This window comes from Hamadaea flava, assembly GCF_024172085.1.
GTDB lineage: Bacteria > Actinomycetota > Actinomycetes > Mycobacteriales > Micromonosporaceae > Hamadaea > Hamadaea flava.
In genome coordinates this window covers 474,201-488,023 of record NZ_JAMZDZ010000001.1, presented here as the reverse complement: position 1 = coordinate 488,023, position 13,823 = coordinate 474,201, and the positions used below count along the sequence as shown (strand labels likewise).

Here is a 13,823-nt window from a genome sequence, read left to right as displayed (position 1 = left end):
CGCCTACAGCTGGCCGGACTCGGCCTGACGGCGCCGGCTGCCCCGCAGCAGCAGGGCGGCGAGCAGCCGCTGTTCGGGATCGGCCAGCTCCAGCCCGGCGATCTCCGCCGCCCGGCGTACGCGATGCCGCACGGTGTTTGGATGGACGTGCAACCGGGCGGCGACCACGGGGACGTCGCCGAATGCGTCCAGATAGGACCACAGCGTCGTGGCCAGCTCGCCGTGGTGGTCCGCGTCGTGCGCCGCGAGCGCGTCCAGCCCCGGATGGCGCAGTCCGGCGGTGGCGTCCAGCGCCTCCTGCAGGAGGACCGCCGCGCGTACCTGGGCCATCGTGCCGACCGGGCGATCGGGGGAGCGCAGCAGCACCCGGAGCACTTGATCGGCCTCGGATCGGGCCTGTTCCAAGGCTTCCGTGTCGGCGGTGACGATGGCGGCCCGGACCGGGAAGCCCGACTCCCGGCGTACCGCCTCGGTCGTCTCGGCCGCCCAGGTCTGGGCCTGCGCGCCGGCGGGGTCGACGTCGAGGCCGGGCAGCATCGCGTACACCCTGGGGCCGACCTGAGCGGTGACGGCGCTGCGCCGGAACGCGGCCGCGTGGACCGCGATGATCTCGGCGGCGCGCGCCCGCCGCAGTGCCGCCCCAGCCGGTTCGCCGTCGCCCGGCTGGTCCCGGATGTCGCAGGCGACCAGCAGCGCCGGGCCGGCGGGCAGGCCGAGGTCGGCGGCGACCAGCGAGCCGGGCACGCGCCCGGTGAGCCCGTCGGCGAGCAGCCGCGACCGGAAGCCTCGGCTCGTCGCGCCGTGCGCCTGCGCGACGACGTCCTGCGCGGCCAGCCGGGCCGCGCCGATCAGCACCTCGGCCGTTCCCTCGGCGAGCGGCCGGCCGCCCTCCTGGACCCAGATCGAACCCAGTTGCCGCCCGCCCGCGTGCAGGCCGATCGCCAGCCGCCGCCGGATGCCGAGCTCCGGATGGTCGGGCACGGTCACCACGTGATCCGGTCGGCGCAGCTCGTCGTAGACGCCCCACTCGCGCAGCAACGCCAGGTAGGATTCCGGCCCGCGTCGCCCGAGGATCGACCGCAACCTCAGGTCGTCGACCTCGCCCGCGACCGCCGAGTACGCCAGGACGCGGCTGCCGACGTCCTCGACGCTGACGCTGCCGCCGGTCAGCGTGGCGATGGTCTGCGCGAGCGCGAAGAGGTCGCCCGTCTCGTTGGGCAGCGGGACCGGTTCGGCCGTCGCCAGCCCGGAACGCAGCAGCGTCTGCACCTGATCCCAGCGCGCGTCGCCGTCGACGGTCAGCAACGCGACGCCGGCGTCCCGGGCCGCCTCCTTCAAGATCACGCCGCCTTTGACCACGACCGCAGCCGCGCCACGGGTCCCGGCGTGCGCCACCAGCGGCCGGGCGTCCGCGCCGCGCGCACCGACGACGAGCACGACGTCGCCCTCCCGCAACGCCGGGTCGTCGTACGGATCGGCCACCACGACATCGCGTACGCCGACCGCCAGGCCCTTCGGGGCGATCACGACATCGACGAGATGCCCGCCCAACGCGGTGATCATCTCCCGAAGCGTTGTCCGCTGCTCCAACTCGGCAGCGCGTACATTGTCCATCAGCACAAACAGTAGCGGCTCGCGGCGGCTTAGCGTGATCAGCGTGATGCGTACCCTGCTGCTCGCGGCCGCCCGTTCCGGCCGCACCCGCCGCGTCGTCGAGCGTCTGCGCCCGACCCGGGCGATGGTCAACCGGTTCGTCCCCGGCTCCGCCACCACCGACGCCCTCGCCGTCACCGGCGAACTCATCCGAAGCGGGCGGGCCGTCACGCTCGACTACCTCGGCGAGGACACCCTCGACCGGTCGCAGGCCGACGCCACCGTGGAGGCGTACCTGGCGTTGCTGGGCGGGCTGTCCTACGGGACGTCGGCCGAGGTCTCCGTGAAGCTGTCCGCGGTCGGCCAGGCGCTGCCCGGCGACGGTGAGGAGATCGCGCTCGCCAACGCCCGGCGCATCTGTACCGCCGCGGCCGACGTCGGCACGACGGTCACCCTCGACATGGAGTCGCACACCACCACCGACTCGACTCTGCGCATCCTGCACAAGCTGCGGACGGAGTTCCCCTGGGTCGGCGCGGTCGTGCAGGCGGCATTGCACCGGACCGAGGCCGACTGCCGCGAACTGGCCGCTGCCGGTTCTCGCGTACGCCTCTGCAAAGGCGCGTACAAGGAGCCGGAAACGGTGGCGTACCAGAAGAAGGCCGAGATCGACGCCGCGTACCTGCGCTGCCTCGACATCCTCATGGCCGGGCCGGGCTACCCGATGGTCGCCTCGCACGACCCGGCGATCATCTCCTCCGCCCAGCGCATGGCCGCCCAGTACGGGCGCTCGGCCGACTCGTGGGAGCACCAGATGCTCTACGGCATCCGGGTTCCGGAGCAGGAGCGCCTCGCCGCCGCCGGGTACACCATGCGGGTGTACGTGCCTTACGGCGGCGAGTACTACGGCTACTTCATGCGGCGGCTCGCCGAGCGGCCGGCGAACCTGACGTTCTTCCTGCGGGCGCTGGTTTCGCGGTCCTGAGTGTTCTGTCTTGATCAGCGGAAGTTCGCGGTGTCATGACCCCGCCAAGCTTCCGCTGATCAAGCAAGCGGCGCTTACAGCGCGGCCAGTCGAGCCCCGCCGTCGGCTTCCAGCACGGTCCCGGTGAGGTTGCGGTTGGTCGCGGCCAGCACCACCACTTCGGCGACCTCGTCCGCGGTGGCGACGTGGCGTACCGGCAGCGCCGCCGCGGCCTGGGCGAAGTACGCCGCCCGTCCGTCCGCGGGCAGCCCGTCCCACCACGGGGTGTCGACGAGCCCGGGGGAGACCGCGTTGACCCGGCGCGGCGCGAGTTCCACCGCGAGCGGCGGCACGATCGACTCGATCGCCCCGTTGATCGCGGCGAGCCCGGCCGTCCCGGCGAGCCCCGTACGCGCACTGATGGCGCTCACGAAGGTGATCGACGCGTCCGCCGCCAGATATGGCAACGTCGTCTGCACCGTGGTGAGGTGGGCCCAGAACTTCCCGTCGAACGCCGTCCGGAGTACGCCCAGATCCAGGTCGGCGAGCGGACCGGCGCCGAGGGTGCTGCTGAGGGCGAGCACGAGCGCGTCGATGCGCCCGATCGACGCGGCGACGGCGGCGATGCCGTCCCGATCGGCGCCGTCGACCTGGTGCCCGATCAGCCCGGGGTCGGTGGAGGCCACGGCGTCCAGCCGGTCCCGGCTGCGCCCGGCGATGTGCGTACGCGCGCCACGGGCGGCCAGTTGGCGGGCGGTGGCCAGGCCGATGCCCGACGTTCCCCCGACGACCAGAGCGGTGAGGTCACTCATGTGGATCTCCCTTGCGATAGCGAGACTGAGCCGGGCCGGAATTTCGAACCGTGACGTCTCGTCTCGTTTTACGCTAGCATCGTGATCGTGGAACGCCAACCCGCTCGCCCCGGACGCCCGCGCAGCGAAGCCAGCCGCCTCGCGATCCTGGCGGCGGCCCTCGACCTGCTGGCCGAAGTCGGCTACGCGGGGCTCACCATCGAGGGCATCGCCGCCCGGTCGGGCGCGGGCAAGCAGACCATCTACCGCTGGTGGCCGTCCAAAGCGGACGTGCTGCTCGACGCCCTGACCACCAAGGCCGAGCTGCACATCCCGATTCCGGACGAGGGCAGCTACCCCGCCGACCTGCGGGCCTTCCTCACGGCGACGTTCCAGCTCGGCGGGCAGCCGCGTATCGCCGGCACGTTGCGGGCGCTGATGGCGGAGGCGCAGGTCAATCCGGCCTTCGGCGAGCGCTTCCGGGCCGAGTTCCTCAGTCATCGCCGGGCCGCGCTCCGGCAGCTCGTCGACCGGGCCCAGGACCGGGGCGACCTGCCGCCCGGCCTGTCCCCGGAGACGGTCCTCGACCTGGTCTTCGGCCTGCTCTGGTATCGCCTACTCGCCACCGATCGGCGGTTCGGCGCCGAGCTGGTCGACGAACTCGTCCACACCCTCGCGAACCCGGGAGTCACTCACCGATGAGCACCATCTTCATCACCGGCGCCACCGACGGCCTGGGCCGCGCGCTCGCGTACCGGCTCGCGGCCGACGGCCACGACCTGATCCTGCACGGCCGCGACACCACCCGGCTCGACCAGGTCGCCGCCGAGGTCGCCGAGCGCGGCAAGCGTCCACGATCCGTCGTGGCCGATCTCGCCGATCTCCAGCAGGTACGCCGTCTCGCTGCCCAGGTCGGGGAAGTGGCCGACCGGCTGGACGTCTTCGTGAGCAACGCGGGCATCGGCGGCGGTGAGCCCGACGGGGTGGACCGGCGAGTCAGCGCCGACGGCCACGAGCTGCGGTTCGCCGTGAACTATCTGGCCGGGTTCGCGTTGTCGCTGGACCTGCTGCCGCTGCTGCGGGCCGCCGCGCCGGCGCGGATCGTCAACGTCGCCTCGCTCGGGCAGTACCCGCTCGACTTCGACGACCTGATGCTGGAGCACGGCTACGACGGCATGCGGGCGTACGCCCAGAGCAAGCTCGCGCAGATCATCGCCGGGTTTGAGCTGGCCGAGCGGCTGCCCGCCACGGAGGTGACCGTCAACAGCCTGCACCCGGGCACCTACATGCCGACCAAGATGGTGCTCAAGTCGATCGGCCGCTCCGTCGACGCCCTCGAGGTCGGGGTGGAATCCGTGCGGCGGCTGGCGGTCAACGGCGACCTGGACGGGGTCACTGGGCGCTTCTACGACCGCATGCGGGAGGAACGCGCCGACAGCCAGGCGTACGACTTGGCTGCCCGCGCGGAGCTGTGGCGCCGCAGCCTGGAGCTGACCGGCTGTGCCGACATCGAGGCAGCTGACGTCGAGGCAGCTGAAGCCGAGGCAGCTGACCCGGAGTGATGGAGCACGTCTACTGGATCGGCGGCGGGAGCGGCGGCGGCAAGTCGACCGTCGCCCGACGGCTGGCCGCCGCCCAGGGTCTGCGGCTGTACGCCACCGACGACGTGATGGCCGACCACGCCCGCCGCAGTACGCCGGCCGACAGCCCGGAACTGGCGCGGTTCCTGGCGATGGACATGGACCAGCGGTGGCTGCTGCGGTCGCCGGAGACCATGCTCGACACCTTCCACTGGTATCGCGGTGAGGCGTTCGGCCTGATCGTCGACGACCTCCGGGCCGACGGGGACGCGGGCGTCGTCGCAGAGGGTTTCCGCCTGTTGCCGCACCTGGTCCGGCCGCAGTTGGCGAGTCCACGCCACGCGGTCTGGCTGCTGCCGACCCCGGAGTTCCGGCGGGCGGCGTTCGAGGGCCGGGGTTCGTTGTGGAACATCGCGGGCCGCACGAGTGACCCGGCGACGGCGTTGGCGAACCTGCTCGCCCGCGACGCGATGTTCACCGATCGAGTCCGGGCCGAAGCCGCCGATCTCGGGCTGCGGGTGCTGGAGGTGGACGGCACGGCATCGGAGGATGATCTTGTCGCGCAGGTCGCGGCGTGGTTCGGTCTCGCACCGGCTCCGGCGTGATCGCGACGTAGACCGGCGACGTAGATTGGTCGGCGTGATCCGGCTCGGTCCCCTGGTGCAGAGCGTCCTGGTGTTCCTCCTCATCGCCCCGCTGATCGTGTTCTGGGCGTGGATGCTCGACGACATGCTGCAGAATCCGCTGCTCACCCGCAACGCGCGCACGGCTTGGCTGGCGGCGTTCCTCGGGTTCACCGTCTTCGGCGCCGGCGTGTACTTCCTGAGCCTCTACCGGGGTCCGGGCAGCGGGCCGCGCAACCGAAGGAGGATCCGGTGACCCCGGACGAGTTGATCGATCGGCTGACCGCCCAGCTGCGCGCCGATCGACGGGTCCAAGCCGCCTGGCTCGGCGGCAGTCTCGGCCGGGGCGCGGCGGACCAGTTCAGCGACGTCGACCTCGTCGTCGCGACGGACGATCCGAAGGCGTACGCGGCGGACTGGGACGCCGTCGCCGACAAGGTGGCGACCGTCGTGCACCGTCAGCGGATGGCCGACGCGACGACGACGGTCGTCACCCACGTGACGGCTGACTGGCTACGCTTCGACGTCACCATCACCACCCCCGACCGCGTACGCGGCCAGCTGCGCCCGCTGTTCGGGGAGCTGGCAGTGCCCGCCGACGAGCCGCCGTCGCCGGACCCGGCCCGGGTCGAGCACCTGATCCGGGAGTTCCTGCGGGTGCTCGGACTGTTGCCCGTGGTCCTCGGCCGCGGCGAGTACGCCGTCGGCGCGTCCGGCTCGGGGCTGCTGCGTACGTTGATCTTGCAAGTGATGCTGGAGGACGCGGTCCTCCAAGGCGCGGAGCGGGCCGGTGCGCTTCGCCTGAAGGGAATCCTGCCCGCCGACCGGCTCGCCGCGTACGCCGCGCTGCCGTCGATCGAGGCGACCCGCACCTCGGTGGTGTCGGCGCATCTGGCCTGCTCACGGCTGTTCCTCCCGGTCGCCCGGGAGCTGGCGGAGCGGACCGGGGCGACCTGGCCCGACGCCATGGAGCAGGCCCTGCGCAAACACCTGCGCCGGGAGCTCGGCATCGAGATCGGACCCTGACGCTACTCTGAGCGGGTGCCCCCGCCGTCCCCGCCGCCACGCGCCTCGGGGACGTCTGCCTCCGCGAAGCCGGCCGCCGGAACAGCTGTCACCGGGATACCGGCCGAGCGGCGGCCGGTGCTGCTGGCGGTCGACGGCAACAGCCTGCTGCACCGGGCGTACCACGCGGCGCCCATCGGCAAGCTCGTCGACAACGCGGACCGCCCGGTCTGGGCGTTGCACGGGCTCATGCTGTCGATCGCCCGCGCCGCCGCGAAGATCCGGCCCCACGCGGTGGTCGTCGGGTTCGACTGCCCCGACGAATCCGCCCGGCGGGTGGCGTACCCCGGTTACAAGGCGCAGCGGCCGGACAAACCCGCCGACCTGACCGACCAGCTGGCGACCGCGCCCGAGCTGTTGCGAGCAGCCGGCCTCTGCGTGGTCACGCCGACTGCGTACGAGGCGGACGACGTGCTCGCCAGCTCGGCCGAGCGGGCTCGCTGCGACGGCTGGCGGTCGATCCTCGTCACCAGCGATCGGGACGCGTTCGCCCTGATCGACCCCACGACGTCGGTGCTGCGCATCCGCAACGGCGGATTCGACGAGGCGGTCGTGGTGACGCCGGAATCCCTCGCCGACGTGTACGGCGTGACGCCCGGCCAGTATCGGGACTACGCGGCGCTGCGCGGCGACCCCTCCGACAACCTGCACGGCGTACGCGGCTTCGGATCGGCGACCGCGGCCCGGCTGCTCGCCGCGTTCGGCAGCGTCGACGCGGCCTGGTCAGCGTGGGACGACGGCCAGGCCGAATCCGTCCGCAGCGCCGTCGGCGACCGCGCCGCCACCCACTTCGGTACGCCCGAAGCCCGCGAGGTCGTCGACCGGAACCGGCGGATCATGGCGATGCGGCACGATCTGACGATCCCGGCGCTCGACGGCATCCGGCTGCCGCTCGACCTGGCGGTGATGCGCCGGGCACTGTCCGGCCACGGGATCTCGCTCGGGCCGTCGCTGTGGGCGTTGACCGGGCGCGCCGACCCGAACGGCACCGACCCGGCCGGCACTGCGTACGTGCCGAATCAGTGGCGCAGGCGCAACCGGCGTGATCCGATCCCCGGTCAGCTCGCGCTCTTCTGACCCTTCGGCTGCACAGCCTTGCCCACCGCCGAACCTTTGCCCGCCGCCGACTCCGTGCCGGCTGCCGTGGTGGCCGCCTGCTTCGCGGGTGTCGCCTTCTTGGCGGCGCGCTTCTTCGGGCTGAGCCCCAACGCCTCGAGGTCGGCCGGCGTCAGTACGCGTTTCCCACTGGGCGCGGCCAAGTGCGGCGGCAACGGCTCCGGTTCCTTCTTCGCAGGGGCCGCCTTGGCCGCCTTGGCTGCTTTAGCCGCCTTGGTGGCCTTCGCCGGGCGGGCCGCCGCCTTGACCCGTTCCGCCTCACCGGCCGAGCTGACCAGCTTGCGTACCTTCGGCTCGGTCGCCAGGTTCGTCTTCGCCGCGACCTGGGCCGCCGGCATCCCGGCCACCAGCAGATCCGCCAGCGCCCGGCCCCGTTCGCGGCGGATCGCCTCGACCATGCCCTGGAACAGCACCTGCTGGTGAGTCAGTTCGACATACCGTTGCATCGGATCGGGCTCGCTCAAGGCGTACGCGCAGAGGTTGCGCAGCATCCCCTCGATCTCGGCCGGGGTGGCGGCGTATCCCTCGGTGGTCGGATCATTCATCGCGAATGATTTTACTGCTCCGGCGCCCTACCGCTCGCGTACCGCCTGCAGCGTGTAGCTCATCGGCACCCGCTCACGGTGCTCGGCCAGCCGCCATTCACCGTGCTCGTCCTCCACCATGCCTTCGAGCAGCGCCTTCCACGGCACGCTGTCGTGCTCCTCGAGCATCGTCAGCCGCATCCCCTCGGCGAGCAGCGCGGACACGATCTCCCCGAGCCCGTGGTTCCAGCTGTGGCTGACGTTGTGCTCGAACTGCGTCTCGGTCTCCACATAGGTGCCCGGCTCGTCGAAGACCAGCGGTTCCGCCGTCTCGAAGTACGGATACGTGACCTTGATGCCGTCGGTGGTGTGCTCGTTGAGCGCCCAGAGCATCGGATGCCCCTCCCGGAGGAACAGCCGCCCGCCCGGCTTGAGCAGCCGCGCCACCACCGCCGCCCAGCGGCGTACGTCCGGCAGCCAGCACAGGGCTCCGATCCCGGTGAAGACCAGGTCGAACTCGCCCGCCGGGAGGACGTCGGCGGCGGCGTACACGTCGGATTCGACGAAGTCGACCTCGACGCCGGCGGCCTTGGCGAGCGCGCGGGCCTCCACCAGCGCGGAGGGCGAGAAGTCGAGGCCGGTCATCCGCGCGCCGAGCCGGGCGAGGGAGACGGTGTCGGTGCCGATGTGACACTGCAGGTGTACGCCACGAAGACCGGCGATGTCACCGAGCCGGGGGGTGTCGAACCGGACGACCTCGGACAGGTACGCCGGATCGGCGGCGAAGTCGGCGACGTTGTACCCGGGCGACTGAGCGTGGGCCGGGGCGCGTTCGTCCCAGTTGGCGCGGTTGATGGCGATGCTGTCGGCGTAGCCGGCGTCTGCGGGGTTGCTCACGCTGCGAAAGATCGCATGCCGGCGAGGCCGGCACAAACGAATTCGCCGTACTCGTTCGGCTGAAGCGCCGGTCGGCCCCGGGACATCGCCCTAGGCTCAGGGGCGACAGCTCTCCATGAGACAGCTCTCCGGGGACAGCTCTCCACGGGACGGCTATCCCGGGGGTCAGCTCTCCGCGGACAGCGCCCCTGTGACGGTGATCAGCGATCAAGGAGGATCCATGAGCACGCGCCTGAACCCGTACCTGAACTTCCCCGGCTCCTGCAAGGAGGCCATGGAGTTCTACCAGGAGGTACTCGGCGGCGACCTGAAGCTCACCACGTTCGGCGAGTTCGGCTCGGACGACGCGGCGACCAAGGACCAGATCATGCACGCCCTGCTGGAGACCCCGGCCGGGTTCACGATCATGGCCTCCGACCTGCCGCCCGGCATGGAGCACCAGCCCGGCCAGAACATCTCGATCAGCATCAGCGGCGAGGACGCCGACGCGCTGCGCGGCTACTGGGACAAGCTGGCCGCCAAGGGCACCGTCACGATGGCGCTCGAGAAGCAGATGTGGGGCGACGAGTACGGAAGCTGCGTCGACCAGTTCGGCGTACCGTGGATGATCGACATCGTCCACCCGCAGTAGCGCCGTCGCGCTGGCCGTTGCGTCACGCAGGGATGATCTAGGCGGGAAACGGTTGCTCAGGCAGCCGTTTCCCGCCTAGATCAAGTCCGCACCCTGGTCATCCAGCCATCGAGCGACGTGCGGAGAATGCCGCGCATGGACATCTGGCGAGTCTTCTCGGACGATGACCGGGAACAGTGGGAGTTTGAGCCGCTTGCCGGTGTTGGGCCGCTGCGGTTTGGGATGACGTGCGCCGAGGTCATTCGCGTGCTTTCCCCGGGCCGCGACCCGAACGTTCGAAGGTTCGGCGAGCTGGATGAGCGCGGCCTCACCGTTTACTGCGCCGACGATGCGCTCGTCTGCGTCGCGGTGGACGGCTTGACCGGCCCGCAGATCACGCTCGACGGTGAACGTCTGGTCGGGCGAGTGCCGTCGCAGCTTGAGCAGTGGGCGTTCGGCTATCGGGAGCAGCACGACCTCACCCTGCGGTACTCCCACACCGCCGATCCGGAGCTGTTCGAGCTGGGATTGATTCTGCGGGCTCAGCGGGCCGGGGACTTCGTGGTCAGCCGGCCGGTGTTTCTCGCCGAGCCGGCGGACGTTCCGTGGGACGTGGTGCCCGGTCGGGAATGGAGTCGCTTCTGAAATCCGGCGCGGACGGCTCCGCCGAAGATCGCGATCGCGGCCGGGACGACCAGGTACGCCCCGCACAGCGCGAGCGTGAGTGAAGTCAGCGCGGTCGCGGCGATCGCGGTCGCCCGGCCGGGTCCGCGCAGCAGCCGGACGGCGGCGGCGGTGCCGAGCGCCATCACTGTCGCCAGGCACGCGGACGTGGCCCGCAGCAGCGGATCGAGGTCGAGCGGACGGCCGGCCGTGACGACTCCGGCGACGGTGATGGCGGCGGCCATGACGAGCAGGCTACGTCCGGGCCGAGCCAGCCGATGGGGCAGCAGGCGCTGCTCGGCGAGCGCGGCACCTAGTCGGCTTGCTCCGGCGAGGTAGGTGTTGACCGCGCCGAAGGTAAGCACGAGGGCGGCGACTCCGGTGACGGGCGCGGCGGTGCGCCCGATGCCGGTGCTCAGCATCGTCGTCAGCGGCACCGGGGAGGCTGCCGCGCCGGAGCCCGCGGCGGTCACCGCGACGCCGAGATAGACGACCGCCATCACGGCCAGGGTCAGGCTGGTCGCGGTCAGCAGCCGCTTTCCCGAGAACTCCGCCGACAGGTGGCTCGCGGCCTCCCAGCCGACGAACGCGAACATCAGTACTCCGACCGCCCGGCCGACGCCGCCGAGCCCGCGGGGGAGGAACGGCTCGAAGTACGCGGCCTGGACGGCGGGCGTACTGGCGACGATGGCGCCGATCAGCACCACGAGTAGCAGCGCGAGCAGGCCGACCTGCACTTTGGCGCCGATCCGCAGGCCGGCCGCGTTGGCCGCGAACGCCGCCGTCAAGACCAGGGCGGCGATCACCGTGGTGGCCGGCCCGGGCCAGCCGAACGCGGTAGCGGCGTAGAGTCCGCCCGCGAGCGCGCCGGCCAGCGTCCCGATCGGCACCGCCGCGAAGAACCACCAGCCGACCAGGGCGTACGCCCAGCGCCCGAACGCCGCCCCGGCGTAGTGCGCCACCCCACCGCCACCCGGCAGCCTTGCCCCCAGCCGGGCGAACGTGATCGCGACCGGGACGCTGACCACGACGAGGCCCGCCCAAGCCACGATCGCGCCCGGTCCCGCCGCCGTCGCCGCCAGATGCGGGAGCACGAGCATGCCCGGCCCGAGTACGCCGCCGAGCACCATGGCGGTACCGGCCCAGACTCCCAGTCGTGTCTTCGTCACGGTTCGACGCTAGGCAAGTGTTCGGCCTAGCCGACTCCCGGCCGAACGAATGGCTGGAATCGAGCGCAGAATACGGTCGTGGACGAACTTGATTCGGCGATCATCCGCCTCCTGCAGTCAGATGCGCGGCTGTCCAACCGGGAACTCGCCCGGCGGCTCGGCATCGCCCCGTCGACCTGTCTGGAGCGCGTACGCGCGCTGACCCGCCGGGGTGTCATCCGCGGCTATCACGCCGAGATCGATCCCGTCGCACTCAACCGCGGCGTGCAGGCCATGGTCTCGGTTCAGGTACGCCCGCTGAGCCGAGCCGTGATCGACTCGTTCAAGGCATCGGCCGCGAAGATGCCCGAGGTGCTCAGCGTCTTCGTCCTCGCCGGCGGCGACGACTTCCTCCTGCACGTCGGCGTGTCGGATCTGGACGCCTTGCACGCCTTCCTGCTCGACCGGTTGAGCAAGCGGCGGGAGATCGCGGGGTTCCGGACGTCGGTGATCTTCCAGCAGGTCAGCAACCCGGTTCCGACGATGCTGCCGGAGCGCGCGGCCGAGCGCTGAATCACTTTTTGTACATGTTCGGCGGGAACCGAAACAGCGTTTCGCAGGCCCGCCGGGGGCCGGGACGATGACTCGGTCAGCGCAGTGATGCATGCAGAACTGTCGCTTGACGCGTCGTGTCCCCGGTCCAAGGAGTGTGCAGTGAACACCCTCAAACGAGTCCTCGCGGTCGTCACGATGATCGCCGCCACCGGCGGCGGCGTCGTCCTCACCGCCAGCCCGGCCAGCGCCGCCCTGCCGTACTGCAACAACGTCAGCGGTGTCAGCGACGACGCGGCCGGGCTCTCCCGGTACGAGACGTACGTCAACAGCAGCGGCAGCTACACCGTCAGCTGCGACATGAACTATCTCAACGAGAACGGCTCCGCCGGACAGCGGCGGGCGATCAAGCAGATCCAATGGGACCTGGTGTTCTGCTACGGCCAGGGCATCAGCATCGACGGCGAGTACGGCCCGAACACGCGGCAGGCCGTCAAGAACGTCCAGTCCTACCTCAACACCTACGAGGGTGCGGGCCTGGTCGTCGATGGCTGGGCCGGGCCGAACACCCGCAAGAAGATGAAGCACGTGGCCACCGAGCAGACGTTCTGCGTCCACACGTCGAACCCGAGCATCTGGCCCGGGTGGGAATGGCTGGACGTCCCCTACTGATCCGACCGTGCCCGAGGCTGCTCACCGGATGCGGTGGGCAGCCTCGCCGTCGACCGCAACTCCCGGATGAAGGTGCGGACCGCCAGCGACCGGGCCATCGCGGGGGTCGTCACGTAGCCGATCTCCCGCCGAGGCCGGCTCTCGCCCAGGTCCTCGATCGCCAGTCCGGGCGGCGCGCCCAGCAGGCTGAGCTGCGGGGCCACCGCCATGCCCATGCCCTGCGCGACCATCGACAGCACCACGCTGTCGTCCTGCGCGGTGATCGTCGCGCGCGGCAGCCACTCCTGCGCCGACCACCACTCGCGCGTGTAGGAGCCGCAGTTCTCGTCCCAGTCGATCAGCGGCAGGCCGCGCGGCTCCCGGTGGCCTGACGGGTACGCCAGCGCGTACGGGTCCTCGAAGAGCCGTCCCGACAGCAGGCCGGCGGGGATCGCCTGGCTGCCGCCGAGGGTCGCGATGCCGATGTCGGCCCGGCCGTCGGCGACCTCACCGGCGGTGCCCCGGCCGACTTCCCGGACGATCGCCACCTCCGGGCGTACGCCGGGGAGCCGGACGGTCAACCGGGCCAGCACGGCGGGGAGTAGATGCGCGGCCGCACTGCGGAACGCGGCGATCCGCAGCGGCCCCTCGACACTGCCGGCCGCCGCGCCACGCGCCTCCGCGCCCAGAGTCTCCAGCAGCCGCAGGATGCGGCGAGCGTGCGCCACCGCGCGTACGCCCGCCGGGGTGGGCCGGGCGCCGTGCCGCCCGCGGTCGAACAGGACGACGCCGATCTTGCGTTCGCAGGCCCGGACGGCGTGCGATACGGCCGACTGGGTGAGGCCGAGCTGGGCCGCGGCGGCGGTGAAGCCTCCGGCGGCGTCGACGGCGACGAGGACGCGCAGCTCGTTCGGGGCGAGATCGGCGGCAGGGTCGGCTTTGCCGTCAGGGGCGGCAGCGGGCATGAGGCCGAAGGTACATGAGCGGCCTTCATGGAAGCCGCCGTAGGCATGCGTGAATGCCCCTGCTCACACCCGTTGTCGCTG

Annotated in this window: 17 protein-coding genes; 11 read left to right on the top strand and 6 right to left on the bottom strand. The window is 71.4% G+C overall.

The annotated features are described in order from the left end of the window. Positions 1-3 precede the first annotated feature (3 nt). Positions 4-1,614, bottom strand: a complete 1,611-nt coding sequence (locus HDA40_RS02475; protein ID WP_253750995.1) for a helix-turn-helix domain-containing protein — start codon at positions 1,612-1,614, stop codon at positions 4-6. A gap of 43 nt (positions 1,615-1,657) precedes the next feature. On the opposite strand from HDA40_RS02475, the gene HDA40_RS02470 reads away from it, so the two are divergent. Beyond that, a complete protein-coding gene (locus tag HDA40_RS02470) occupies positions 1,658-2,578 on the top strand; it encodes a proline dehydrogenase family protein (protein WP_253750992.1) in 921 nt (306 codons plus the stop codon). 74 nt (positions 2,579-2,652) lie between these two features. On the opposite strand, the gene HDA40_RS02465 is transcribed toward HDA40_RS02470, so the two are convergent. Beyond that, positions 2,653-3,369 (bottom strand): SDR family oxidoreductase, encoded by a 717-nt coding sequence (locus HDA40_RS02465; protein WP_253750989.1) that lies wholly within the window; start codon positions 3,367-3,369, stop codon positions 2,653-2,655. 87 nt (positions 3,370-3,456) lie between these two features. Between HDA40_RS02465 and HDA40_RS02460 the strand changes: the two genes are divergently transcribed. The 6 genes from HDA40_RS02460 to HDA40_RS02435 are packed head-to-tail and all read left to right on the top strand — an operon-like array spanning position 3,457 to position 7,693. Beyond that, complete coding sequence (locus tag HDA40_RS02460) at positions 3,457-4,050, top strand: TetR/AcrR family transcriptional regulator (RefSeq protein ID WP_253750986.1); 594 nt, start codon at positions 3,457-3,459, stop codon at positions 4,048-4,050. Then, a complete protein-coding gene (locus tag HDA40_RS02455) occupies positions 4,047-4,910 on the top strand; it encodes an SDR family NAD(P)-dependent oxidoreductase (protein ID WP_253750983.1) in 864 nt (287 codons plus the stop codon). The genes HDA40_RS02460 and HDA40_RS02455 overlap by 4 nt, the downstream gene beginning before the upstream one ends. After that, positions 4,910-5,533: a hypothetical protein gene (locus tag HDA40_RS02450; protein WP_253763541.1), complete on the top strand. Its 624-nt coding sequence runs from the start codon at positions 4,910-4,912 to the stop codon at positions 5,531-5,533. The genes HDA40_RS02455 and HDA40_RS02450 overlap by 1 nt, the downstream gene beginning before the upstream one ends. A gap of 34 nt (positions 5,534-5,567) precedes the next feature. After that, a complete protein-coding gene (locus HDA40_RS02445) occupies positions 5,568-5,807 on the top strand; it encodes a hypothetical protein (RefSeq protein ID WP_253750981.1) in 240 nt (79 codons plus the stop codon). Further along, entirely contained in the window at positions 5,804-6,577 is a 774-nt protein-coding gene (locus HDA40_RS02440) for a nucleotidyltransferase domain-containing protein (protein ID WP_253750978.1), read from the top strand. The genes HDA40_RS02445 and HDA40_RS02440 overlap by 4 nt, the downstream gene beginning before the upstream one ends. Positions 6,578-6,592: 15 nt before the next feature. Then, complete coding sequence (locus tag HDA40_RS02435) at positions 6,593-7,693, top strand: 5'-3' exonuclease (RefSeq protein WP_253750975.1); 1,101 nt, start codon at positions 6,593-6,595, stop codon at positions 7,691-7,693. On the opposite strand, the gene HDA40_RS02430 is transcribed toward HDA40_RS02435, so the two are convergent. Together HDA40_RS02430 and HDA40_RS02425 are read right to left on the bottom strand one after the other, a co-directional pair. Then, entirely contained in the window at positions 7,675-8,277 is a 603-nt protein-coding gene (locus HDA40_RS02430) for a hypothetical protein (protein ID WP_253750972.1), read from the bottom strand. The genes HDA40_RS02435 and HDA40_RS02430 overlap by 19 nt on opposite strands. 27 nt (positions 8,278-8,304) lie before the next feature. Beyond that, positions 8,305-9,153 (bottom strand): class I SAM-dependent methyltransferase, encoded by an 849-nt coding sequence (locus HDA40_RS02425; protein ID WP_253750970.1) that lies wholly within the window; start codon positions 9,151-9,153, stop codon positions 8,305-8,307. Between the two features lie 220 nt (positions 9,154-9,373). On the opposite strand from HDA40_RS02425, the gene HDA40_RS02420 reads away from it, so the two are divergent. Both HDA40_RS02420 and HDA40_RS02415 read left to right on the top strand, forming a co-directional pair. Further along, positions 9,374-9,784, top strand: a complete 411-nt coding sequence (locus HDA40_RS02420) for a VOC family protein (protein ID WP_253750967.1) — start codon at positions 9,374-9,376, stop codon at positions 9,782-9,784. A 135-nt stretch (positions 9,785-9,919) separates the two neighbouring features. Further along, positions 9,920-10,408, top strand: coding sequence for a hypothetical protein (locus HDA40_RS02415; protein WP_253750964.1), 489 nt, complete (start codon positions 9,920-9,922; stop codon positions 10,406-10,408). Here HDA40_RS02415 and HDA40_RS02410 read toward each other — a convergent pair. Next, positions 10,306-11,595: an APC family permease gene (locus HDA40_RS02410; protein WP_253750960.1), complete on the bottom strand. Its 1,290-nt coding sequence runs from the start codon at positions 11,593-11,595 to the stop codon at positions 10,306-10,308. The two genes, HDA40_RS02415 and HDA40_RS02410, sit on opposite strands and share 103 nt — an antisense overlap. Before the next feature lie 78 nt (positions 11,596-11,673). Between HDA40_RS02410 and HDA40_RS41950 the strand changes: the two genes are divergently transcribed. Together HDA40_RS41950 and HDA40_RS41945 are read left to right on the top strand one after the other, a co-directional pair. Further along, positions 11,674-12,147: an Lrp/AsnC family transcriptional regulator gene (locus tag HDA40_RS41950; protein ID WP_253750957.1), complete on the top strand. Its 474-nt coding sequence runs from the start codon at positions 11,674-11,676 to the stop codon at positions 12,145-12,147. Positions 12,148-12,288: 141 nt separating this feature from the next. Beyond that, positions 12,289-12,798, top strand: a complete 510-nt coding sequence (locus tag HDA40_RS41945) for a peptidoglycan-binding domain-containing protein (protein ID WP_253750954.1) — start codon at positions 12,289-12,291, stop codon at positions 12,796-12,798. Here HDA40_RS41945 and HDA40_RS02395 read toward each other — a convergent pair. Next, on the bottom strand, positions 12,792-13,742 hold the full coding sequence (locus tag HDA40_RS02395) for a LysR family transcriptional regulator (protein ID WP_253750952.1): 951 nt from the start codon (positions 13,740-13,742) through the stop codon (positions 12,792-12,794). The two genes, HDA40_RS41945 and HDA40_RS02395, sit on opposite strands and share 7 nt — an antisense overlap. Positions 13,743-13,823: the final 81 nt, after the last annotated feature.

Excerpts from the sequence above, each read along its gene's own strand:
- HDA40_RS02475 (WP_253750995.1), bottom strand. The coding sequence starts at position 1,614 with ATGGACAATGTACGCGCTGCCGAGTTGGAGCAGCGGACAACGCTTCGG.
- HDA40_RS02465 (WP_253750989.1), bottom strand. The coding sequence starts at position 3,369 with ATGAGTGACCTCACCGCTCTGGTCGTCGGGGGAACGTCGGGCATCGGC.
- HDA40_RS02455 (WP_253750983.1), top strand. The coding sequence starts at position 4,047 with ATGAGCACCATCTTCATCACCGGCGCCACCGACGGCCTGGGCCGCGCG.
- HDA40_RS02450 (WP_253763541.1), top strand. The coding sequence starts at position 4,910 with ATGGAGCACGTCTACTGGATCGGCGGCGGGAGCGGCGGCGGCAAGTCG.
- HDA40_RS02430 (WP_253750972.1), bottom strand. The coding sequence starts at position 8,277 with ATGAATGATCCGACCACCGAGGGATACGCCGCCACCCCGGCCGAGATC.
- HDA40_RS02420 (WP_253750967.1), top strand. The coding sequence starts at position 9,374 with ATGAGCACGCGCCTGAACCCGTACCTGAACTTCCCCGGCTCCTGCAAG.
- HDA40_RS02415 (WP_253750964.1), top strand. The coding sequence starts at position 9,920 with ATGGACATCTGGCGAGTCTTCTCGGACGATGACCGGGAACAGTGGGAG.
- HDA40_RS02395 (WP_253750952.1), bottom strand. The coding sequence starts at position 13,742 with ATGCCCGCTGCCGCCCCTGACGGCAAAGCCGACCCTGCCGCCGATCTC.